General features: G+C 72.6%; 18 protein-coding genes and 1 other RNA gene. 9 read left to right on the top strand and 10 right to left on the bottom strand.

The window, feature by feature from the left end; genetic code table 11:
• Positions 1 to 28: 28 nt before the first annotated feature.
• From ACIQFY_RS03740 to ACIQFY_RS03710, 7 genes are all read left to right on the top strand, one after another.
• Positions 29 to 1,192, top strand: a complete 1,164-nt coding sequence (locus tag ACIQFY_RS03740; RefSeq protein ID WP_400338323.1) for a cysteine desulfurase family protein — start codon at positions 29 to 31, stop codon at positions 1,190 to 1,192.
• A 108-nt stretch (positions 1,193 to 1,300) separates the two neighbouring features.
• Entirely contained in the window at positions 1,301 to 2,410 is a 1,110-nt protein-coding gene (gene prfB, locus ACIQFY_RS03735; protein WP_066654787.1) for a peptide chain release factor 2, read from the top strand.
• A gap of 72 nt (positions 2,411 to 2,482) precedes the next feature.
• Positions 2,483 to 3,241 carry a cell division ATP-binding protein FtsE gene (gene ftsE / locus ACIQFY_RS03730; protein ID WP_066654786.1) on the top strand — a complete coding sequence of 253 codons (759 nt, stop codon included), beginning with the start codon at positions 2,483 to 2,485 and terminating at the stop codon, positions 3,239 to 3,241.
• Positions 3,238 to 4,152, top strand: coding sequence for a permease-like cell division protein FtsX (gene ftsX, locus ACIQFY_RS03725; protein ID WP_209682249.1), 915 nt, complete (start codon positions 3,238 to 3,240; stop codon positions 4,150 to 4,152). Before ftsE ends, ftsX begins: the two co-directional genes overlap by 4 nt.
• A 213-nt stretch (positions 4,153 to 4,365) precedes the next feature.
• Positions 4,366 to 4,842, top strand: a complete 477-nt coding sequence (gene smpB, locus ACIQFY_RS03720) for an SsrA-binding protein SmpB (RefSeq protein WP_066654782.1) — start codon at positions 4,366 to 4,368, stop codon at positions 4,840 to 4,842.
• 132 nt (positions 4,843 to 4,974) lie between these two features.
• Positions 4,975 to 5,352: a transfer-messenger RNA gene (gene ssrA / locus ACIQFY_RS03715) on the top strand.
• A 174-nt stretch (positions 5,353 to 5,526) separates the two neighbouring features.
• Positions 5,527 to 6,315, top strand: a complete 789-nt coding sequence (locus ACIQFY_RS03710) for a hypothetical protein (RefSeq protein WP_400338319.1) — start codon at positions 5,527 to 5,529, stop codon at positions 6,313 to 6,315.
• 20 nt (positions 6,316 to 6,335) lie between these two features.
• Here ACIQFY_RS03710 and ACIQFY_RS03705 read toward each other — a convergent pair whose 3' ends face one another.
• The 10 genes from ACIQFY_RS03705 to aroA form a co-directional block, all read right to left on the bottom strand.
• Positions 6,336 to 7,640, bottom strand: coding sequence for an LLM class flavin-dependent oxidoreductase (locus tag ACIQFY_RS03705; protein WP_400338317.1), 1,305 nt, complete (start codon positions 7,638 to 7,640; stop codon positions 6,336 to 6,338).
• Between the two features lie 2 nt (positions 7,641 to 7,642).
• Positions 7,643 to 9,046, bottom strand: coding sequence for an O-acetylhomoserine aminocarboxypropyltransferase/cysteine synthase family protein (locus tag ACIQFY_RS03700; RefSeq protein WP_400338315.1), 1,404 nt, complete (start codon positions 9,044 to 9,046; stop codon positions 7,643 to 7,645).
• Between the two features lie 75 nt (positions 9,047 to 9,121).
• On the bottom strand, positions 9,122 to 9,718 hold the full coding sequence (locus ACIQFY_RS03695) for an NUDIX hydrolase (protein ID WP_209682260.1): 597 nt from the start codon (positions 9,716 to 9,718) through the stop codon (positions 9,122 to 9,124).
• 195 nt (positions 9,719 to 9,913) lie between these two features.
• Complete coding sequence (locus ACIQFY_RS03690) at positions 9,914 to 10,627, bottom strand: M50 family metallopeptidase (protein WP_209682263.1); 714 nt, start codon at positions 10,625 to 10,627, stop codon at positions 9,914 to 9,916.
• Between the two features lie 167 nt (positions 10,628 to 10,794).
• Positions 10,795 to 12,633 carry a glutamine--fructose-6-phosphate transaminase (isomerizing) gene (gene glmS, locus ACIQFY_RS03685; RefSeq protein ID WP_066654776.1) on the bottom strand — a complete coding sequence of 613 codons (1,839 nt, stop codon included), beginning with the start codon at positions 12,631 to 12,633 and terminating at the stop codon, positions 10,795 to 10,797.
• Positions 12,634 to 13,051: 418 nt separating this feature from the next.
• Positions 13,052 to 15,772, bottom strand: a complete 2,721-nt coding sequence (locus ACIQFY_RS03680; protein WP_400338312.1) for an AAA family ATPase — start codon at positions 15,770 to 15,772, stop codon at positions 13,052 to 13,054.
• A gap of 526 nt (positions 15,773 to 16,298) precedes the next feature.
• Complete coding sequence (locus ACIQFY_RS03675; RefSeq protein ID WP_209682271.1) at positions 16,299 to 17,084, bottom strand: inositol monophosphatase family protein; 786 nt, start codon at positions 17,082 to 17,084, stop codon at positions 16,299 to 16,301.
• An 18-nt stretch (positions 17,085 to 17,102) separates the two neighbouring features.
• Entirely contained in the window at positions 17,103 to 18,245 is a 1,143-nt protein-coding gene (locus tag ACIQFY_RS03670) for a hypothetical protein (RefSeq protein ID WP_209682273.1), read from the bottom strand.
• 84 nt (positions 18,246 to 18,329) lie between these two features.
• Positions 18,330 to 19,388, bottom strand: a complete 1,059-nt coding sequence (gene rsgA, locus ACIQFY_RS03665; protein WP_271826037.1) for a ribosome small subunit-dependent GTPase A — start codon at positions 19,386 to 19,388, stop codon at positions 18,330 to 18,332.
• Positions 19,385 to 20,773: a 3-phosphoshikimate 1-carboxyvinyltransferase gene (gene aroA / locus ACIQFY_RS03660; RefSeq protein WP_400338309.1), complete on the bottom strand. Its 1,389-nt coding sequence runs from the start codon at positions 20,771 to 20,773 to the stop codon at positions 19,385 to 19,387. Before aroA ends, rsgA begins: the two co-directional genes overlap by 4 nt.
• A gap of 135 nt (positions 20,774 to 20,908) precedes the next feature.
• Between aroA and ACIQFY_RS03655 the strand changes: the two genes are divergently transcribed.
• Together ACIQFY_RS03655 and ACIQFY_RS03650 are read left to right on the top strand one after the other, a co-directional pair.
• Positions 20,909 to 21,685: a sigma-70 family RNA polymerase sigma factor gene (locus ACIQFY_RS03655; protein ID WP_066658348.1), complete on the top strand. Its 777-nt coding sequence runs from the start codon at positions 20,909 to 20,911 to the stop codon at positions 21,683 to 21,685.
• Positions 21,682 to 21,924, top strand: coding sequence for a zf-HC2 domain-containing protein (locus ACIQFY_RS03650; protein ID WP_066654764.1), 243 nt, complete (start codon positions 21,682 to 21,684; stop codon positions 21,922 to 21,924). Before ACIQFY_RS03655 ends, ACIQFY_RS03650 begins: the two co-directional genes overlap by 4 nt.
• The last annotated feature ends 17 nt before the right edge of the window (positions 21,925 to 21,941 follow it).

Below are 21,941 nucleotides of genomic sequence, written 5' to 3'. Positions count from 1 at the left end.
TGTGAACGCACACGGAAGGGGCGCAGTCATGCCGGCCTACCTCGACCACGCGGCGACGACGCCCATCCTGCCCGCGGCGCTCGCCGCGTTCACCCGGGCCCTGGCCACGGTGGGCAACCCGTCGTCGATCCACAGCGCCGGCCAGCGCGCGAAGATGCTGCTCGAGGACGGTCGCGCCGCGGTCGCCCGGTCGCTCGACGCGGAGCCGGTCGAGGTCGTCTTCACCTCCGGCGGCACCGAGAGCATCAACCTCGCGGTCAAGGGGCTGTACTGGGCGCGGCAGCAGGACCGTCCGCGGCCGCGCATCGTCGTGCCGGCGGGCGAGCACCACGCCACCGTCGACACGGTCGAGTGGCTCGAGCGCCACGAGGGCGCCGTCGTCGACGTGGTCCCGCTGGACGCGCAGGGTCGCGTCGACCTCGTCGGCCTGGAGGCACGGCTCGCCGACGCCTCGGACGTCGCCCTGGTCACGTTCCTGTGGGCGAACAACGAGGTCGGGACCCTGCAGCCGGTCGACCGCATCGTCGAGCTGGCGCACGCCGCCGGTGTGCCGGTGCACAGCGACGCCGTCGCGGCGTACGGGCAGGTCCCGGTGTCGTTCGCGGCCTCCGGCCTCGACGCGCTCAGCGTGTCGGCGCACAAGATCGGTGGGCCGGTCGGGATCGGCGCGCTGGTCCTCGGGCGCCGTGCGACGGTCGAGCCGCTCATCCACGGCGGTGGCCAGCAGCGACAGGTCCGCAGCGGGACGCAGGACGCCCCGGCGGCGGCGGCCTTCGGTGTCGCCGCGGAGGCCGGGCTGCACGACGCGTCGGCCCTGCGCGACCGGCTCGTCGCGGGGGTCCTGGAACGCGTCCCGAGCGCCGTGCTCATGGGCGACCCGGTCGACCGGCTCCCCGGCAACGCCCACTTCACCTTCCCCGGGTGCGAGGGCGACTCGCTGCTGTTCCTGCTCGACGCGGCCGGGGTCGCCGTGTCGACCGGGTCCGCCTGCCAGGCCGGCGTCCCCGAGGCGTCGCACGTGCTGCTCGGCATGGGCCTGTCCGAGGACGAGGCCCGCGGCGCCCTGCGCATCACGCTCGGGCACACCTCGACCGACGCCGACGTCGACGCCTTCCTCGCCGCGCTGCCCGACGCGGTCGCCCGGGCCGGCGCAGCCGGCCTGGCGTCCCGGACGCCTCTGCTCGGACGCTGAGCGACCAGGTCCCCACGGTCCTCCACAGCGGCCACCTGCCGGACGCGAGCCCACACGGCGGAGTGCGGCGAGCCTCCCGGCCGGTGGGCACCGGTAGGATCGGTGACCATGGTCGAACTTGACTTCACCGAGCAGCTGTCCGCCCTCCGCGAGACCTTCGGCAACATCCGCTCGGTCGTCGACGTCGACCGGCTCCAGCGCGAGATCGCCGAACTGAGCGAGCAGGCGGGTGCCCAGGACCTGTGGGACGACGTCGAGCACGCGCAGCAGGTGACGAGCGCGCTCTCGCACAAGCAGGCCGAGCTCCGGAAGATGACCGACACCGAGCAGCGCATCGACGACCTCGAGGTCCTCGTCGAGATGGCGAACGAGGCCGACGACGCCGACTCTGCGGCCGAGGCGCAGGACGAGCTCAAGGCCATCCAGAAGACCATGGGTGACCTCGAGGTGCAGACCCTCCTCGACGGCGAGTACGACGAGCGCCCCGCGGTGATCACGATCCGCGCCGGTGCCGGCGGTGTCGATGCGGCGGACTTCGCCGAGATGCTCCTCCGCATGTACCTGCGCTACGCCGAGCAGCACGGCTTCAAGACCACCGTCATGGACACCTCCTACGCGGAGGAAGCGGGCATCAAGTCCGCGACGTTCGAGGTCGACGCGCCGTACGCCTTCGGCACGCTCTCGGTCGAGGCCGGCACGCACCGCCTCGTCCGCATGTCGCCGTTCGGTGCCGCGGGCAAGCGCCAGACCTCGTTCGCCGCGGTCGAGGTCATCCCGCTCATGCCGGAGACCGCGGTCATCGACATCCCGGAGAACGACATCCGGGTCGACGTGTTCCGGTCCTCCGGCCCCGGTGGCCAGTCGGTCAACACCACCGACTCCGCCGTCCGCCTGACCCACCTGCCGACCGGCACCGTCGTGTCCATGCAGAACGAGAAGTCGCAGATCCAGAACCGCGCAGCCGCCATGCGCGTGCTGCAGTCGCGCCTGCTGCTCCTGAAGAAGGAGGAGGAGAACGCGAAGAAGAAGGAGCTCGCCGGCAACATCACGGCGAGCTGGGGCGACCAGATCCGCTCGTACGTCCTCGCGCCGTACCAGATGGTCAAGGACCTCCGGAGCGAACACGAGGTCAACAACCCGTCGTCGGTGTTCGACGGGGACCTGGACGGCTTCATCAACGCGGGCATCCGCTGGCGCAAGCAGGGCGACGATTCCTGAGCGAGCTCGCGGGGGAGTCGAGCCGCGCGCCTCGGTTGACTTCCGGCCCACCCGACCTAGCCTGATCCGGTCATGATCAAATTCGACCAGGTCACCAAGGTGTACTCGGGCAACCCGAGTCCCGCGCTCGACGACCTCTCCCTCGAGATCCTCAAGGGTGAGTTCGTCTTCCTCGTCGGCGCGTCCGGCTCCGGCAAGTCGAGCTTCCTCCGCCTCGTGCTCAAGGAGGAGAAGCCGACCCGCGGGCAGATCCACGTGCTCGGCCAGCGCCTCGGCGCGCTGTCGTCGCGCAAGGTCCCGTACTTCCGCCGCAACCTCGGTGTGGTCTTCCAGGACTTCCGGCTCCTGCCGAACAAGAACGTCTTCGACAACGTCGCGTTCTCGCTCCAGGTGATCGGCAAGAGCAAGGGCTTCATCAGCGAGGCCGTCACCGACGTGCTCAAGCTCGTCGGCCTGGCCGGTAAGGCCACCCGGATGCCGCACGAGCTCTCCGGTGGTGAGCAGCAGCGCGTCGCGATCGCCCGTGCGGTCGTCAACAAGCCGGCGATCCTGCTGGCCGACGAGCCCACCGGCAACCTCGACCCGACCACCTCGGCGGGCATCATGGCGCTCCTCGAACGCATCAACCAGGGAGGCACCACCGTGCTCATGGCGACGCACGACGCCAGCATCGTGAACCAGATGCAGCGCCGGGTCATCGAGCTCTCGAACGGCACCGTCCTGCGCGACGAGCAGTCCGGCGGGTACCAGACGCAGGCGCTGCCGATCCAGCGCGGCTCCGGCGTCTCGAACACAACCGGCATCCAGACGATCCCGGGGCTCATCCGATGAGGCTCGGGCTCGTCATGTCCGAGGTCGGCTCGGGCCTGCGGCGCAACGCGTCGATGGTGGTCTCGGTCGTCCTGGTGACCTTCATCTCGCTCACCTTCGTGGGCACGGCGATCCTGCTGCAGATGCAGATCAACCAGATGAAGGGGTACTGGTACGACCGGGCGCAGGTCGCGGTGTACCTGTGCACCGACACCGACACCACCGGCAACTGCACCGGCGCCAAGGCGACCGAGGACCAGCGCGAGCAGGTCCAGGCGCAGCTCGACTCGTCCACCCTGAAGCCGTACATCGAGAAGACGTACTACGAGGACCAGGACCAGGCGTTCACGCGGTTCAAGGAGCAGTTCAAGGACTCGCCCGCGACCGAGTTCGTGAAGCCGGAGTACCTCAACGAGACCTTCTGGGTGAACCTGAAGAACCCGTCGCAGGCGGACGTGCTCGTCGAGAGCCTGTCGAAGGTCGCCGGCGTGCAGAGCGTCGTCGACCAGCGCGGGTACCTGCAGCCGATCTTCAACCTGCTCAACGCATCGTCGTACACGGCGATCGGCATCGCGTCGCTGATGCTCGTGGCGGCCGTGCTGCTCATCGCGACCACCATCCGACTCTCGGCGTTCAGCAGGCGACGTGAGCTCGGCATCATGCGCCTGGTCGGGGCGTCGAACCGGTTCATCCAGACACCCTTCGTGCTCGAGGGGGTGATCGCCGCCGCGATCGGAGCGGTGCTCGCCGGTGGCGCGATCACCGCGGTGGTCTGGTTCTTCGTCCGGAACTACCTGGCGCAGCGGTTCTCCGGCACCGCCTTCATCGGCATGAGCGACGCGGCCGTCGTCGTGCCCGCGGTGATCGTGATCGGCGTGCTCCTGGCCGGGGTCTCGGCGCTCATCGCGATCCGCCGGTACCTGCGCGTCTGACCCGGCCCGAGCGGCGGTCGATCGTCCGGCGCGAGGCTCGCCGTGGCGGACATCTTCGCGGTGGTCCTGCCAAGAACGTGTCCGCCTGCGCGAGCCTCGGGTCGCCGGCGCACCGCGGCGCGCCGGGAAGGTGCGCCGCGGTCGTCGTGTTCACTAGGCTGTAGGGCTGCGCAGCAGCACCGGGGTTCGTGCCCGGTCACGAAGGGAGTCACCATGGCGAAGGAACGCGGCGAGAAGATCGTGGCGACCAACCGTCGCGCGCGCCACGACTACCTGATCGAGGACACGTACGAGGCGGGCATGGTGCTCTCGGGTACCGAGGTGAAGTCCCTCCGCGAGGGGCGGGCGTCGCTCGTCGACGGCTACGCGTTCATCGACGGTGGCGAGGCCTGGCTCGACTCCGTGCACATCCCGGAGTACACCGAGGGGACGTGGAACAACCACGCGCCGCGGCGGAAGCGCAAGCTGCTCCTGCACAAGCAGCAGATCGTGAAGATCTCGCACAAGACCGCGCAGGGCGGGTACACGCTCGTGCCGATGAAGATCTACTTCCACGACGGCCGGGCGAAGGTCGAGATCGCGGTCGCCAAGGGCAAGCGCGAGTTCGACAAGCGTCAGGCCCTGCGCGAGAAGACCGACAAGCGCGAGGCCGAGCGCGCCATGCGCTCGCGCAACCGCCTCGGCGAGTGAGCGCGGCGGGGTGAGCCCTCGGCGAACGTCGGTGGCGTCGTCCAGCACACCCCGCTAGGCTGGGGTCCGCTCCTCACGGGGAGCATTGGCAACTCAACAGCGTGACAGCGGCTCGCACGTCACGGCCCGTACGGGGATGATCGGTTTCGACATTGCCTGTGTGCCGACGGGAAGCGGGCCGAGGACCCACGGTCATCTCGTGAACGATCCGTGGAAAACAACAAGTGCCAATTCCAAGCGCACTGACTTCGCTCTCGCTGCGTAAGCAGCCCAGCACATGAAGTCCGTCGGCCAGGTGATCGTCTTCTAACCTGAGTTCCGGCGTCATCCAGAGGACTTGCTGCACGGTTGCGCCTCAGGGCCGTGCGGGACTTGCACTGAGACTGGGCCCGTCGTCCTAGAAGCCGGTAGCAAAGGACGGGGCCGAGCAGAACGACTCATCCGGATACGCCCGTAGAAGACGTCGAACCGCAGCGATGGACGGGGGTTCGATTCCCCCCATCTCCACCAACGCCGTGCCGTCGAGCCGCTGTCGCGCTGATCGAACCGAGATCGCCACCCGAACGCCCCGTCGTCGTCCCCCAGGACGGCGGCGGGGCGTTCGTCGTTCCCCCGGGGTCCCGGACTACTGTCCGGAGCGAGCGCGGGGCTGGTCCTGCGTCGACCCGACCGGGAGGGCAGCACGTGGTGCAGGAGATCGCGATCCGAGTCCGTCTGCGCGAGCAGGACCGTCTGGGACTGGCGGAGTACGAGCGGATCGTGGGGTCCGTCGCGACCGTCGCCGCCGTCGTCGCCTGGTTGCCCACGCCCGGGTCACGGCTCGTCGTCCGCGGTCGTGGTGCCGAGCCGGTGCGCCTCGAGACGGTGTCGTACGGCACCGTGTTCGAGATGCTCGTCGTGCTCGACCAGCGCTCGGCCGCGGTCGAACGGGCAGCGTCGGCGGTGGCCGCGCTGGTGACGTCGGTGCGCGACGAGCACGTCGAGGACGACGTCGCGGGCATCGCCGGCGAGCTCGACCGCCTCGATCGGTGGGCGCCGCGTGGTCGCTCGGCGGTGGAGCGGGCGCTGCGTGGGTTCCTCGAGGGAGCCCGGGCCGACGTGCTCGCACGGAGGACCACCACGCGGGTCCGTGCTGCCCAGGCGCTCCTGCGGCTCGCCGAGGACGGGGCGGAGCTCGTGGTGGAGCGGGTCGAGGACGCCCTGGCACCCGTGGTCGAGGAGCAGCAGGTCGACGTGCTCTCGGACACCGGCACGTCCGTCGTGGTCGAGCCGGTCGACGGGATCGCGCCCTCCGGTGTCCGCGCCTCGCGCACGGTGGTCGACGACGACTTCCCGGCGGAACAGCCCGGCGAGCAGGACGAGGGCAAGAAGACCAAGGACAAGGACGAGAAGCAGTCCGACAAGAAGAAGAAGGACAAGAAGAAGAAGTCCGGCAAGAAGAAGGACAAGCAGAAGTCCGACAAGAAGCAGTAGGACCACGCGGTAGGGCCGGGTCAGAAGTCGAACAGGTTCGCCCGCAGGCCGCCGTCGCCGTACTCCCGGCGCAGCAGCCCCCGGCGGCGCAGTGCGGGCACGAGGTCGCCCGTCAGCCGGTACACCTGCGCCGGGTGCAGGTCGCCGGACAGGATGAACCCGTCGTTGTCCGCGTCCGCCCCGAGCTCCTCCACGAAGTCCGCGAACTCCTCGGCCGTCCCGACGAACCCCGCGCGCGCGCTGATCCGCCCGAGCCGGGCCTTCCGGGTCAGGAGTTCCCGGAGGGGCGCGTCCGGCGTGTCCCCGACCAGCCCACGGACCGTGCCCGCGGACACGTGGTCGCCGAAGGTCCCGTCCGGGATCGGTGCGTCCAGGTCGAGGGCGAGCAGGTCCGTCTCGGAGTCGCTCGACCACGCGACCGCCGCGGCGCGGAGGTCCGCGTCGGACGGGTGGCGCGATGCCGCGACGACGCGCTCGGCCTCCTCGACCGAGGGCACCAGGACCGGCTTGAGCACGAACAGCACCCGCAGGTCGTCTGCGCTGCGCCCGGCGTCGGCCGCGGCGGTCAGCACCCGGGACCGGTACGCACGGACCGCCTCGGCCGTCAACGGTGCGAGTGCGAGCTGCACGTCCGAGTGCGTCCCGGCGAACCCGAGCCCGCGTCCGGATCCGCCGGGGGAGACCACGACCGGGTCAGCGTCGAGCGGGAGCGCGTTGAGCGGGCCGTCGGCGGTGAAGTACGCGCCCTCGTGGTGGAACGCGTCGAGTGCGTCGCCGTCGGCGAAGTGCCAGTCCGTCGGGTCCCCGACGTAGCCGTCGCCCCACGAGTGCCAGAGCCGTCGGAGCAGCGTGATCCACTCCTCGGCGCGGTCGTACGCGGCGTCGTGCGGGAGCGGTGCCGCACCGACGTGCCGGGCGCTGCCGGTGTCGGTCACGACGTTCAGCCCGAAGCGGTCCGAGGACAGGTGCGCGAGTGTCGCGGCCTGCCGCGCGGCGAGGTACGGCGGTGTGATGCCGGCGTTCACCGTCGGTGCGATGCCGATGTGCTGCGTCACCGCGAACAGGTACGGCGCGAGCAGCAGCGGGTCGTGCTTCGGGCCGCCGTACGCCTGCCGGATCCGCAGGTCGAGGGTCGCCGGACTGCCGAGGGAGATCGCGTCCTCGGCGATGACCAGGTCCATCCCCGCCTGCTCGAGCGCCCGGACGGACTGCTGGTACAGGTCGGGCTTCGTCCAGTCGTGGCCCCAGTCCCAGTCGGACCGTCCCCAGGCCTGCGGGCCGAACCCCCGCGAGAAGAAGTACCCGAAGTGCTGCAGGTCGCCCACCGTCAGACCTCCTGCTCGACGAGGTGGCCCTGCGGGACGGCGCGTGCGAGGGCCGCGACCTCCGTGGCGGGGGCGGGGCGGGCCTCCCGGCCGTCGCCGTCCCGTCCGGTGGCCGCACGGACCGCTGCGAGGCCGCGCTCCACGTCGGCGAGCAGGTCGGTGACGTCCTCGATGCCGACGGACAGCCGGACCAGGCCGTCGCCGATGCCGAGCTCGGCCCGCTCGGCCGCGGTGCGGCCGGCGTGCGTGGTGGTCGCGGGGTGCAGCACGAGCGAGCGCACGTCACCCAGGTGGGTCATCCGACTGATCAGCTGCACCGCGTCGATGAAGGCGCGGGCGGCCGGCTCGCCACCGGCGAGCGTGAAGGCGAAGACCGAGCCGGCCCCACGGGGCAGGTAGCGCTGGGCGAGGTCGTGGTACGGACTGGAGGCGAGCCCCGCGTGGTCGACGCTCGTCACCTCCGGCTGGCGCTCCAGGAAGGACGCGACGGCCAGCGCGTTCGCGACGTGGCGCTCGACGCGGAGCGACAGCGTCTCGATGCCCTGACGCAGCAAGAAGGCGTTGAAGGGCGACGGCGTCGGACCGATCCGCGACGCGACGACGTCACGCGCGTACACCGCGAAGGCCCGGCTGCCGTGGCGCTCGACGTAGCTCTGCCCCCCGAGGGCGCGGTCCGGCGTCGTGAGGTGGGCGAAGCGTCCCGGCGTACGGCCCCAGTCGAAGGTCCCGCCGTCGACGACGAGCCCGCCGAGGCCGGCACCGTGCCCGGAGAGGAACTTCGACGCGGAGTGCACCACGACGTCGGCGCCGTGCTCGACCGGGCGCACCAGGTACGGCGTCGCCAGGGTGTTGTCCACGACGAGCGGTACACCCGCCCGGTGTGCGGTGTCGGCGACCCCGGCGATGTCGAGGACGTCGTTCTTCGGGTTGGGGATCGTCTCGGCGAAGAAGAGCTTCGTGTTCGGTCGGACCGCGCGGGCCCACGCGTCGAGGTCGCGCTGGTCCGCGACGAAGTCGACCTCGATGCCGAGGCGCGCCAGGTTCTGCAGGAGCAGGCCCTTCGTGCCCTCGTAGATGCTCCGGGCGCTCACGACGTGGTCGCCCGCCTGCAGGAGCCCGAGGAGCGCCACCGTCACCGCCGCCTGGCCGCTGCCGACGAGGATCGCCTCGGCGCTCCGTTCGAGCAGTGCGACGCGGCGCTCGACGTCGGCGTTCGTCGGGTTGCCCAGCCGTGTGTAGGTGTACCCGTCGTCGGCACCGGCGAAGCGCTCGCGGGCCTGCTCGAAGTCGTCGAAGAGGAAGCCCGAGGTCATGTGGATCGCGGGGACCCGCGCTCCGTGTGCGGTGTCGGGCAGGAACCCGCCGTGCACCTGCTCGGTGGCGAAGCCGTGGCCGTCGTTCGACATGGGGTCCTCCTGGCGTGTCCGTCGTGCGGGTACTCTCGCAGGCCGGACGGGCCGGTGGGGCATTGCGGCGTCGGGTTACGGGCCGGCGGTGCCACCCCGAGCGGGAGCGGCCGTGCTCACGTCTGCGTCTGTGTCTGTGTCTGTGTCTGTGTCTGCTCCGGCGAGCAGTGCGGCGAGGCGTCGGGGGAGTCCCGGGGCGGTCGGATCCGGGAGCCTGTCGACCGGGAACCACCGGACGTCCTCGCTCTCGTGGCTCACCGTCGTCCGGGTGGATGGGTCCGCCGTGGCGACGAAGCCGACGTCCCAGTGCGCCGCGCAGGAGAAGCCGCCGTGCAGGTCGTGGCGGTCCAGGTCGGCCACGACGCCGTCGTCGAGCTCGAGACCGACGATGCCGGACTCCTCGCGGGCCTCGCGCCGAGCCGCCCCGGCCAGGTCGGCGTCCTGCGGCTCGAGGTGTCCGCCGAACTGCACCCAGAACCGGCCCTTGCGGTGCAGGCAGAGCAGGACGCGGGACCGGTCGGGCGAGAACACGAAGCACGACGCCGTCAGGTGCTCCGTGCCGAGGGAACGGTCGAGTGCAGCGTCCCCGGTGCTGCGGACGAACCCGACGAACCGCTCGCGGTCGGGCGACGGCGCGTCGGTGAGCGCGGCGAGGGCATCGGCGGGGCGCATCCGACGATCGTGGCACGGCGGACGGGTACGTGTACGCGACGAGACGCGTGTCGATCGACGCGTGGGACGTCGGTTCGTGCGCCGGCATCGTGTGCGTGTGCATCGTTCGACATCGCACCGGTCGATCGACGCGTGCGATGTCGCAGGAGCGCGGCCGGGCTGCCGACGCCGGCCCGCCGACACCTCGGGCCCGGGTCAGAACAGTGCGCGCACCCCGGCGGCGACGGTGTCCCACGTGGCGAGGAGCGGCTCCCGGGCGAGCCACACCGCCACACCGTTCACCGCCACGAAGAACACGAACCACAGCACGGCCGGCACCCGCATCTCGGCGGCGGCGATGTGGAAGTCCGTCTGCACCCGGGCGCCGGTCAGCAGCCAGCGGGCGACGTGCACGAGGGACCGCAGACCGTCCACCACGAACGCGGTGCCGACCGCGGCGACGACGAGCACGGTGGCCTCCGACGGCCGGACCGCCACCCACAGCGCGAGCGCGTCGAAGCCGAGCACGACGAGCAGGCCGAACCAGTTCCGCACGAACGCCAGGGCCACCAGGCCGACGACGGCGAGCACCACCACGGGGAGCCACCGCGACCCCTGGAGCACCCCGGAGACGAGCAGCACCCCGGCCCAGAGCGGCGCGCTGTACCCGGCGAAGAGGTTGAGGACCCGGACCAGCCAGCGGATCGCCGCCGGCACGCGCCCGAGTCGGACCCAGGCCTCGCCGGAGCCGTCGGCGTGCAGGTCGATCCGGTCGATGCGTCCGCCGAACGGCACCACGACGACGCAGTGGCCGACCTCGTGCACGATGGTGGCCGCGATCCGGGCGACCCGGCCGACCAGGGGCACGACGGGCAGGACGGCGCCGACCAGGACGGCGACGAACACGAGGGGCGGGGCTGCTGCGGTCAAGACGCCAGGATGGCAGCACCCACCCAGAGGACGCTGACCGCGCGGGCCGTCGGGTCAGTGGACGGCGTCCACGACGACGAGCACCACCACGACGACCGTCGCGACGACCGCGAGGCCGGTCAGGACGACGAGGAACACCGTCACCCGGTTGCGCTGCACGTGCCTGGCTACTCGACCGTCACCGACCTCGCGGCGGCGCGGGGCTTGTCCACCGCGCAACCGAGCTGCAGCGCGAGTTCACGCGCCAGCATCTGCAGGGGCACGACCGCCTCGACCGGACCCCAGGGTGCGAGCGACCGTCCCCAGGCCAGGTCGGTGGCCTCCGCGCGGTCGGCGATCGCCGGTACGTCGGAGCCCGCACCGCCGATCGTGACGACGAGGCCGCCGCGGGCCCGGACCTCGGCGACGGCGGAGGCGATGCGCGGGTCCCCGTGGTCGACCACCACGACCGGGGTGCCGTCGTCGACGAGCGCGAGCGGACCGTGCTTGAGCTCACCGACGGGGCAGGACCGTGCCCACCGGTAGGCGAGCTCCTCCACCTTCAGCGCACCCTCGGCTGCGTAGGGCAGCCCGGGCCCGCGGCCGACGAACAGGAACCCGGGCGCGTCCCGGACCGTCGCGGCCAGGAGCGGGATGCGCTCGGCTGCGACCGCGGCGGCGGCCGCCATCCGCTCGGGCAGTCCGGAGAGCTCGTCGACCAGGGCTGCGGCGCGGGTCGGCTCGAGCCGGCCCGAGGCGACCAGTGCCGACAGGACCGCGGTCACGCCGACGACCACCTGCGCCGTGAAGGTCTTCGTCGCGGCGAGCCCGACCTCGGGGCCGGTGTGGCAGGCGAGCACCGCGTCGGCTCGGCGGGCGAGGGACGAGTGCACGTCGTCCGTCAGCGCCAGGACCGGGTACCGGTCGTCGAGCCGGTCGAGCGCCCGGAGGACGTCCGCGGTCTCCCCGGACTGGCTGATGGCGACGACGAGGGTGCCGCGACCGAGGACGGCGTGGTCCACCTCGCTCGCGACGACGATGTCGGTGGGCACGCCGCCGAGGGTGCGCGCGGTGCCGGCGACGACCTGGCCGGCGTGCAGCGACGTCCCGCAGGCCACCACGGCGAGCCGATCGAACGCCGGCAGCCCGAGCCCCGTCCAGGTGCTGCCGTCCGCCGTGCGCTGCCGGACGCGCTCGAGCAGGTCGGCGACGACCCGGGGCTGTTCGGCGATCTCCTTGGCCGTGTGGTCCGGGTGGTCGCCGAGGTCGACGTCGAGCGCGGTCGTGGCGAACGGGGACGGGGTGGGGAAGGGCACGGGCACGGCGATGCCCTCCGACGACCAGCTCCACGCCTCGCCGAGCTCGACGACGTCGCCGTCCCGGAGCGGCACGAAGGTCTCGCACCACCGGGCGATGGTGCCGACGTCGCTCGCGACGAAGTCACCCCGTGCCGAGCGTGCGACGACGAGGGGCGACCGGTTCGCGGCGGCGACCATGCGGCCGTCCCGGGCGTCGAGCACGACGATCGCCCAGGAGCCCCGCAGTTGCGCGGTCGCGATCTGCACCGCGAGCACGAGGTCGGGATCGACGCGGAGTGCACGCTCGACCAGGTGCCCGATGACCTCGGAGTCGACCTCGGACCGGAACACGTGCCCCTGCTGCTCGAGCGTCGCCCGCAACCGTCCCGCGTTCTCGACGGTCCCGTTGTGCACGACGCTGATCCGGCCGGAGCAGTCGGCGTGCGGGTGCGCGTTCTCCTCGCGCACCGTCCCGCAGGTCGCCCAGCGGGTGTGCCCGATGCCGAGCCCGGTCGAGGCGTCCTCTGCCGGTACTGCGGCCGCCCGTGCAGCGAGGTCCGCCCGCAGGTCCGCGACGCGGGACACTGACCGGACCGTGGCGATCCGACCGGCGGCGGTCCGCACCGCGACGCCGACGGAGTCGTACCCCCGGTACTCCAGCCGTTCGAGACCGTCGAGCAGGAAGGGGGTCACGTCGTCGCTGACGCGCGCCGCGATGATGCCGCACATACGGTGTCCGTTCGGGTGGTGGACCGGCCCGGTGCCGGGGAGCGGCACCGACCGCCGCCGGGTCTGCCGCGGGTCCGGGTCCGTCGCCCGGCCGATCCACCCGCGGATCAGGCGGGGGCGGACCGGGAGGGTCGGCGGTTCGGGTACCGGACGGTCGTGATCCGCGGACGGGCCCTTCCGGGAAGGGCACGACGGTCGGTGCACCACGAGCCTCGCCCGGCGGGTCCGCCGGGACAACACCGCGCAGCGGCTCTTGCGGTTCACCGCGCGAGCGGTGCGACCCGACGTGTCGTCGGTGCGGACTCCCGCAAGCCGGCTCGCGGTCCGACGTCGGGCGTGACGGACGGGAGGCCCGGTACCAGCTGGTACCGGGCCTCCCGTCCGTCGAGCGGTCGCCCTGCGTCCGCGGGTCGCGCGATCAGGTGAGCAGCGCGACGAGGTGCGAGCGCGAGCGCGCACCGACCTTCCGGTAGATCTGCGTCAGGCGCAGCTCCACGGTGCGCTGGGACATGAACAGCGACGAGGCGATCTCGCGGTTGCGGTAGCCCTCGGTCACCTTCTGCACCACGGCGCGCTCCTCCGCGGTCAGCTGGGTGAGCACCACCGACGCGTCCGGGGCGCTCCGCGGTGACCCGGGGACCGGGGCGGACAGCACCGGTCCGGACCGCAGCGACGTCGGCACGCCGAAGGCCGGCATGACCGCCGTCGGCGCGGGCGTCGCCAGCGGTCGTCGCAGACCGGCCGCCTCGTACGCGGCCGCGGCGGCGGCGCCGAGGCGGGGCCGCTCGGCGTCCGTGCCCACCGCCGTCAGGGCGGCGAAGGTGCGAGCGCGCTCGTACTGCGAGTCGTGCGGCTGGAACAGCTCGAGGGCTCGACGACGCGCCGACTCACGGGTGGCGTCGTCGGCGACGAGCGCCAGGCTGCGGGCCAGCACGAGCGCGCCCCAGCGGGACGGCCGGGCGTGGTGGTCGGCCGCGAGCCGGGCCGTCGCGTTCCGGGCGTCGTCGATCCGGCCGAGGCGCACGTAGCCCTCGACCAGGTCGCCGAGGTGCCGCAGCACGGTCGGGTTGCGCAGCGACCGGCCGACGGCGTCCGCCGCCTCGAGGGCGGTCACCGCCTCGTCGACACGACCGTCGAGCAGCAGCACACGCCCGCGGAGTGCGTGCAGCCGGGCCGTGGTGCCCCAGAGCAGCACCGTGGAGCGGAGCGCCAGGCACCGGTCCACCACCTCGAGCGCCTCGAGCGAACGACCCTCGGCGAAGTGGCGCCACGCGACCGCGACCGCCCGCGACGGCTCGCGGAGCCGTTGCGCGGACAGGGCGCTCCCGGCCTCCCAGGCGTCGATCGCGCGGAGGGCCTGCCGGAAGTTGCCGGAGCGCAGCTCGTTCTCGGCGGACAGGTAGCGGGCTCCCTCGACCCACACGGCCTCGGTGTCCTGCCCGCGGGCGACGACGAGCGCGAAGACGCGACGTGCGCTCCGGTACCGCTCGGCGAGGCTCAGCGCGTGTGCCACGAGCAGGAGTGCCGGTTCGGACATCGCCATCAGCCGCGCCGTCGAGAGTCCGTCGTAGAGCTCCGTGTCGGCGGGCAGCGAACCGTCGAGCGCAGCGACGAGGCACTGCACGGCGCCGGCGATCTCCGCGGTGTGCGGGGTGATCACCGGACCGAGCTGCTCGACCCGGGCGAGCAGGTCGCGGGCCTGCTCGAGGTCCCACGTCTCCGCCCGGAAGCTCGCGACCATCGCCAGGAGCCCGGCGGTCGCGGGGGCTTCGGGTGCCTCCGCGTCCACGGGCACGAGGAGCTCGTCCGCGTGCACGGTCTCGCCGCGCAGGTACTGCACGGAGTACAGGACCCGCAGGCGCCGGACCTCGTCCGACCCGCGCCGGAACGGGCGCATCGCGGTGAGGTAGCGCGCGGCGAGCCCGAGCTGACGCTGTGCGAACAGCGCCTCGGTGACGGCGAGCAGTGCCGTCCGCTCGTCCTCACCGCCCGAGCCGACGTGCAGGGCACGCTCGGCCAGGGCGACCGCGGCGTGCGGTGCCCCGTCGGCGACGTAGCCCGCGGCGGCGTCGAGCAGCGCGACCACGTCGGGGACGTCGTCGACGAAGCTCCGGTGCCACGCGGCGGCGCGCTCGTCCGCCTCGGCGCTCGCCGCGGCGAGCTCACGGTGCAGCGTGCGCCGGGTGCGTGCGGACATCCGCCAGTACAGCGCCGACCGCAGCAGCGGGTCGCGGACCGTGACGGTCTGGCCGCGCACGACGACGAGCCCGGCGTCGGCGAGGTCGTCGACGGCGTCGCGGTCCCATCCGGTCGTCCTGGCGACCGGCACGAGGGACAGCCGGGCGAGGACGTCCAGACCACGTCCCGCGTCGTCGGTGTCGGTGTCGGTGTCGGCGGCACCCTCGACCACGTCGAGGGTCAGCGCCGCGATGGCCTCGGTCGTGGCGGTCGGGCGCAACGGCAGCACGAGCGGCTCGGTGCCGGTCAGCTGGGCGGTCGAGAGCATGTCGAACTGCTCGCGGAGCGCACCGGGGTTGCCGCCCGTCGCATCGGCGAGGATCGCGAGGACGCCGTCGTTCGCGCCCTCCGGTGCCATCGACCGGGCCAGCGCGAGGGACACGTCGGCGGCCAGCGGCTCGAGCCGCAGCACGGGGAGGGCCGTGAGCGGCCCGTCCGACGGCACGGTCCGGACCGTTGCGACCAGGCGCAGTGCCGTGCCGGCGAGCCGACCCGCCAGGAACGCGATGAGCTCCTGGCTCTCGCGGTCCATCCGGTCGAGGTCGTCGATCAGGACGACCGTCGGCGGCAGGGTCAGGGTCTGCACGGCCTCGAGGAAGTCGTGCGCGGCGGCGAGCCCGCTCGTCGCGCCACCGGCCTGCAGCAGGTGCGCGATGTGGGCGGTCGCCCGCGGATCGTCGAGTGCGGTGAACAGGGAGGTCACGCCGGCCAGGGGCCAGCGGGACTCGCTCCCGTTGACACCGACCCGCACGACGGGGAGGGAGACGCGGTCAGCGACCGCGTCGAGGACGCTGCTGCGCCCGGAACCAGGGTCGCCGACGACGACCATCGCGGACTCACGAGGGAGTACAGCGAGGGTCGCGATCCGGTCGACCTCGAGACGGCGACCGGTGAGTGCCATGACTCACCGGCCTCCGGGTCCGGGGACGGAGACTGCGGTGGGCGTCCGGTCGGCAGCGCGGCGGGAGACCACGGCGACGGACGGGATCCGGTCGGCGTCACGGGCAGGGACCGTGGCGACGGACGGACGCGAGGCGGCGACGGAGCGCACACCAGGGCTGTCGGTGAGATAACGCGGACGACGAGTGAGGGTGCACTCGGTTCCGCCTGGGAACGATGAAGTCATCGTCTGGACCACCCCTCGGGTCAGGGTTTTCGGACGAGTAATGGACGACGGACCCGACACGGTCCGGGTCTAGGGAACCCGGTGCGTCCGATCAGTCGTGAGCACGATAACCCGCCCATCGGACGCCACCGAAGTGCTCGTCAGCAGAGTGTCCGACTCGCCTGGCCCCAGTCCGGGGGGTCCCTGCCCCCGTCCGGGGGTCCGGCACCGTCGGCGGGGCCGCGCGCAGGGGACAAGCGGGGTACACCGCGGCGCAGCGCCCGCCCTGCCCCGGTGCCGCCCCTGTCGGGACGACCAGGGGCTACGGACGCCGGATGACGTCCACGACGGCGTCGTGCACGTGCCCGTTCGTGGCGAGGGCGCTGCCGTGCCACGGGCCCGGGTCGCCGTCGAGAGAGGTGAAGCGGCCGCCCGCCTCCTCGACGATCGGCACGAGGGCCGCGATGTCCCACGGCTTGAGGTCGGGTTCGCCCGCGACGTCGAGGACCCCCTCGGCGACGAGCATGTACGACCACATGTCGCCGTACGCCCGGGTGCGCCAGACCTTGCGGGACAGGGTGACGAGGGCGTCGAGCCGGTCGTCCTCGTCCCACTGCTGGATGCTGTTGTAGCTGAGGCTCGCCTCGGACAGCGCCGTGACGCCGGAGACCCGCAGGGGTCCGTCGGTCGAGTGCGCGCCGAGCCCCTCCGCGGCCCACCAGCGCTTGCCGAGCGCCGGGGCGCTGACGACGCCGAGCACCGGGCGGCCGTCGACGGCGAGGGCGATGAGGGTCGCCCAGACCGGCACGCCCCGCAGGTAGTTCGCGGTGCCGTCGATCGGGTCGACCACCCACTGCCGGTGCCCCTCGCTCAGGGCATCGGCGCCGGTGTCCGCCGTCGTCTCCTCGCCCAGGAACGCGTCGTCCGGGCGCTCGGCCGCCAGCCGCTCGCGCAGGGCACGCTCGACCGCCTGGTCGGCGTCGGTGACGTGCGTGCTGTCGGCCTTCGTCGTGACGTGCAGGTCGGCGGCGCGGAACCGCTCGAGGCTGATCGCGTCGGCGGTGTCGGCGAGGGAGCGGGCGAAGTCCAGGTCGGCGCTGAGGTCCACGGAGGTCAGGCTAGCGCCCTAGGCCGCGACGACCTGCTCCTCCTCGTAGCGCGACACCGCGCGCTCGCGGGCGATGCGGGTCCGGTGTGCGGCGAGCCCGTGCACGAGGACACCGAGCAGCACCGCGACGACCAGCCACAGCACGAGCACGACCACCGACCGGGTCAGCGACGCTCCGGGGAAGTACACGAGGTCCTGCGCGGCGCCGAGCCAGGCCGCGCCGCTCCAGAACGTGTTGAGCGCCGCGAAGAAGCCGGGCTGGAACGACGGCTGGAAGATCCCGCCGGAGCTCGTGAAGTTGAGCATCACGAAGAGCATCGTCAGGATCGGGGTGGTCCACCGCCCGAGCAGCGGGTGCATCCCGACGCCGAGGGCGACGATGACGGCGTCGTAGAGCCACGCGAACAGGAAGACCTGCCAGCGGTGGTCCGGGATGACGCCGTACAGCGGTCCGGCGACCAGGACACCGATGCCGGCGACGACCCCGGCGGTGACGGCGCCGACGACGACCGTCCAGAGCGCGCGGAGCTTCGCGGCCGCCGCGGCGACGGCGATCGCCGAGGCGTACCCGCCGACGCTCAGGCCGACGAGCAGGAAGAAGAGTCCCTGGCCGGTCGGGTCCTCGTCACCGGTGGGCACGACGTCGTGCACGGTGAACGGCAGGTGCTGCTCGTACGCGATCGGCAGGAAGACCTTCTGGGCTGCGGTCGCGGTGGTCTCGCTCGCGGCCGTGGAGACGTAGAGCACGGCGCCGTCCGTCCCCGGGGCGTACACGGCGGCGAGGTCGCGGTCCCGGACCTGCCGTTCGGCCTCGGCCGGCGAGTCGACGACGTGCGCGACCAGCCGGCCGTCGGAGCCGTCGGTGACGGTCTGGGCGAACACCTGGGCCTCCGGGCCCTGGCCGACGATCCCGACCGGGAGCTCGTGCGGGGTCGGGGCGTGGAACGCGCCGAGGTAGGCGAGGCTCATCCCGACCGCCAGGAACAGCGGCACGAGGATGTGCGACCCGAAGGACCGCAGCGACCGTCCGAGGTGTTCGGGGTGCAGGACCGCCGCCATCGCCGCCGTGGGGCGGTCGGCTCGCGACGGGTGCTCCGCCGCGTGGTCACCGTGGTGGACCGGTTCGGGTCTGGCTGTGTTGTGTTCTGCAACTTCGGGCACGAGGGGCAACGGTACACCCGCGCCGCACGCGACGGTCCCCACGCACGCGACGGTCCCCACGCGCGGGACGACCCCCGCCTCGGGTCAGTCCGCGCCGGGGTCGTCCGCACCCATGCCGGTGAGCAGGGCGCGGAAGGAGTCGAGCCGCTCGACGCCGGTCGCCCCGAGCTCCCCGTCGTGCACGCGGTCGACGATCTCCCAGTCGTGCGCCTGTGCGAGCGGGATGCCGTCGGCGGGCTCGCGCACCGGGACGGCGTGCGCCGCGAAGGCCCGGAAGACGTTCTCTGGCTGCACGTGCCCGAGCCCGAACGACCGGACGCCGGGGGTGTCGATGATCCACCCACCGTCACGGACGCGCAGCGCGATCGAGGACGACGAGGTGTGCCGCCCGCGACCGGTGACCGCGTTGACCACGCCGGTCGCGCGGGTCGAGCCGGTGATGGCGTTCACGAGCGTCGACTTGCCGACGCCGGAGTGCCCGACCGTGACGGTCACCGTGTCGTCGAGCACCTCGTGCAGGGCGTCGAACGGCACGTCGTCCGACCGGCTCGTGACGATCCGGAGGTCCAGGCAGGCGAAGTGCGCCAGGAACGGTGCCGGGTCGGCCAGGTCGGTCTTCGTGATGCAGAGCACCGGGTCCAGGCCGGCGTCGAACGCCGCGACGAGGTACCGGTCGATGAGTCGCGGGCGCGGCTCGGGGTCCGCCGCCGCGACGACGATCAGCATCTGGTCGGCGTTCGCGACGATCACGCGCTCGACCTCGTCGCTGTCGTCCGCGCTCCGTCGGAGCAGGGTCGACCGCTCGGCGACCTTGACGATCCGCGCGAGCGAACCGGCGTCGCCCGAGACGTCCCCGGCGAGCGACACGTGGTCGCCGGTCACGACCGACTTCTTGCCGAGCTCCCGGGCCTTCGTCGCCGTGATCACCCGCTCGTCGTCCTGGCCGGCCGACACCAGCACGCCGAAGCGCCCGCGGTCGACGTTCGTCACCCAGCCGGTCGGGGCGTCGTCGTAGTTCGGACGGGTCTTCGTGCGGGGCCGGTTGCCCTTCGGGTTCGGCCGGATCCGCACCTTCGACTCGTACTGTCCGTACGGCTCGTCCTCGTCGGTGTCGTCCCCGTCGACGTCGTCCCACCAGCTCACGGCGTCACGCTCCCGTCCCGGTGGCCCGCAGCCTGGTCCGCACCGGTCGCCACCAGGTCCGCCCAGAGCTCGGGGAACTGCGGCAGCGTCTTCGCCGTGCAGCCGACGTCGTCGACGGCGACGCCGTCGACGACGAGACCGACGAGGGCGCCCGCGGTCGCCATCCGGTGGTCGTCGTACGCGGCCCAGCCACCCCCGTGGAGGCGGGCGGGCGTGATCCGCAGGCCGTCGTCGAGTTCCTGCACCGAGCCTCCCGACCGGTTCACGTCCGCCGCGAGCGCGGCGAGGCGGTCCGTCTCGTGGCCACGCAGGTGGCCGATCCCGGTGATCTCGCTCGGCCCGTCGGCCAGGGCCGACAGCGCGACGAGCGCCGGTGCGAGTTCGCCGCCGCGGGACAGGTCGAGCGTCACACCCGGCAGGGAGGCTCCACCCGCCACCCCGACGCCGCCGTCGAAGACGAGGTCGTCGCCGTCCCGCGTGACGGTCGCGCCCCACAGGGGCAGGAGCGTCTCGAGGTCGGCACCGACCTGCGTGGTGTCGGTCGGCCAGGTGCGGATCCGGACGGTGCCGCCCGCGACGAGCGCAGCCGCCGCGAACGGCGCGGCGTTCGACAGGTCGGGCTCGATGACGACGTCGCGCGCCGCGATCGGGCCCGGGTGCACCACCCACTCGCCGACGGTCGGCTGGTCCACGCGGACACCGCGAGCGCGGAGCGCCGCGACGGTCATGTCGATGTGCGGCAGGCTCGGCAGCCGCTCGCCGACGTGGGTGAGGTGCAGGCCCTCGTCGAAGCGGGGCGCCGACAGCAGCAGCCCGGACACGAACTGCGACGACGCCGACGCGTCGATCTCGAGACGGCCCCCGCGGACCGATCCGGTGCCGGTGAACGAGAACGGCATCGCGCCGTCGCCGTCGTCCGTCACGTCGACCCCGAGGTCGGCGAGGGCGCGGATGATCGCGCCCATCGGTCGCTTCCGCGCGTACGGGTCGCCGTCGACCGTCACGGGGCCGGTCGCCAGCGCGGCGAGCGGCGGCAGGAAGCGCATCACGGTGCCGGCCAGCCCGCAGTCGACGGCGACGTCGCCGTGCATCGGCGCGGGTGTGATCCGGAGGTCCGGCCCGTACGGGTTCGGAGCCGTGCCGTCCGCGGGGACGACCTCGTCGATCCCGACGCCGAGCTGCCGGAGCGCGGCGACCATCAGGGCGGAGTCGCGCGAGTGCAGGGGGAGCCGGATGGTCGAGGGGCCGTCGGCCAGCGCCGCGAGGACCAGCTCCCGGTTCGTCAGCGACTTCGAGCCGGGCAGGGCGACGTCGCCGCGCAGGGGTCCGCGGGCGAGGGGTGCGATCCAGGGATCGGGCTGCTGGGAATGCGTCGACTGGGCCATCGGTTCACCAGGGTACTGAACACCGCGGGAGGACCATTGGCGACAGCGACACTCGAACGGTCACGGACGGCACTGCCGACCGTGCGGACGACGATCGACGGCTCGCTCGGCGGGCTCGGCCTAGACTCGTCCGTGATGACGACCGACGAACCGCAGGCAGCACCGCACGACCTGGTCGAGGAGACCGAGGCGCAGCTCGACGCGGTGTCCGAGGAAGCGGACGCCCTCGAGCCCGAGGCCGAACCGGCGGACGAGAAGACCGTGTCCGAGGCCGAACTGCGCTCCCTGTTCGAGGACCAGGCGCTCCCGTTCATGGACCAGCTCTACGGCGCCGCGATGCGGATGACCCGCAACCCGGCCGACGCGTCGGACCTGGTGCAGGAGACCTTCGTCAAGGCGTACGCGGCGTTCCGGCAGTTCCGTCAGGGCACGAACCTCAAGGCGTGGCTCTACCGGATCCTCACGAACACGTTCATCAACACGTACCGCAAGAACCAGCGGAACCCGTACCAGGGCACGATCGACGAGCTCGAGGACTGGCAGCTCGGCGGCGCCGAGAGCGTCACGCAGTCCGTCTCGGCGCGTTCCGCCGAGGCCGACGCGATCGACCACCTGCCGTCCTCCGCCGTGAAGGACGCGCTCCAGTCGATCCCCGAGGACTTCCGGATGGCCGTGTACTTCGCGGACGTCGAGGGCTTCTCCTACCAGGAGATCGCCGACATCATGAAGACCCCCGTGGGGACGGTCATGAGCCGTCTCCACCGTGGACGCCGGCTCCTCCGCGGGCTCCTGGCGGACCACGCACGCGAGACCGGCATCGTCCCGGACGCAGCGTCGACGGCGACGATGCGCGGGCGGGGCCGGAAGACGACTGCGGCCGCTGGTCGCACCGACGGGAAGGACGCACGATGAGCGGCTGCGACTGCTCGAAGGCCAAGGCCGAGCTCGAGGAGTTCCTGCACGACGAGCTCTGCCGCGAGGACGCCGCGGACATCCGCGAGCACATGGAGTCCTGCGAGGACTGCACGAGCGAGCACCGCGTGGGCGTCGTCCTCATGGAGACGGTGAAGCGCGCGTGCGCCGAGACCGCGCCGGACCAGCTCCGGACCGAGATCCTCGCGCGCATCCGCGTGGAGCAGGCGACGCACTAGGCGCGACCGTCCGCGGT

Source organism: Curtobacterium sp. NPDC092190 (assembly GCF_044755625.1).
In the GTDB taxonomy this organism is placed as follows: Bacteria; Actinomycetota; Actinomycetes; order Actinomycetales; family Microbacteriaceae; genus Curtobacterium.
The sequence above is the reverse complement of the archived record's forward strand: the minus strand, read 5'-3'. Positions and strand labels throughout refer to the sequence as shown.

What these genes read in the sequence shown, in the direction of transcription:
- ACIQFY_RS03655 (WP_066658348.1), top strand. Translation starts at nt 20,909, where the DNA reads ATGACGACCGACGAACCGCAGGCAGCACCGCACGACCTGGTCGAGGAG.
- ACIQFY_RS03650 (WP_066654764.1), top strand. Translation starts at nt 21,682, where the DNA reads ATGAGCGGCTGCGACTGCTCGAAGGCCAAGGCCGAGCTCGAGGAGTTC.
- smpB (WP_066654782.1), top strand. Translation starts at nt 4,366, where the DNA reads ATGGCGAAGGAACGCGGCGAGAAGATCGTGGCGACCAACCGTCGCGCG.
- ACIQFY_RS03695 (WP_209682260.1), bottom strand. Translation starts at nt 9,718, where the DNA reads ATGCGCCCCGCCGATGCCCTCGCCGCGCTCACCGACGCGCCGTCGCCC.
- glmS (WP_066654776.1), bottom strand. Translation starts at nt 12,633, where the DNA reads ATGTGCGGCATCATCGCGGCGCGCGTCAGCGACGACGTGACCCCCTTC.
- ftsX (WP_209682249.1), top strand. Translation starts at nt 3,238, where the DNA reads ATGAGGCTCGGGCTCGTCATGTCCGAGGTCGGCTCGGGCCTGCGGCGC.
- ACIQFY_RS03740 (WP_400338323.1), top strand. Translation starts at nt 29, where the DNA reads ATGCCGGCCTACCTCGACCACGCGGCGACGACGCCCATCCTGCCCGCG.
- ftsE (WP_066654786.1), top strand. Translation starts at nt 2,483, where the DNA reads ATGATCAAATTCGACCAGGTCACCAAGGTGTACTCGGGCAACCCGAGT.
- ACIQFY_RS03680 (WP_400338312.1), bottom strand. Translation starts at nt 15,772, where the DNA reads ATGGCACTCACCGGTCGCCGTCTCGAGGTCGACCGGATCGCGACCCTC.
- prfB (WP_066654787.1), top strand. Translation starts at nt 1,301, where the DNA reads ATGGTCGAACTTGACTTCACCGAGCAGCTGTCCGCCCTCCGCGAGACC.
- aroA (WP_400338309.1), bottom strand. Translation starts at nt 20,773, where the DNA reads ATGGCCCAGTCGACGCATTCCCAGCAGCCCGATCCCTGGATCGCACCC.
- ACIQFY_RS03700 (WP_400338315.1), bottom strand. Translation starts at nt 9,046, where the DNA reads ATGTCGAACGACGGCCACGGCTTCGCCACCGAGCAGGTGCACGGCGGG.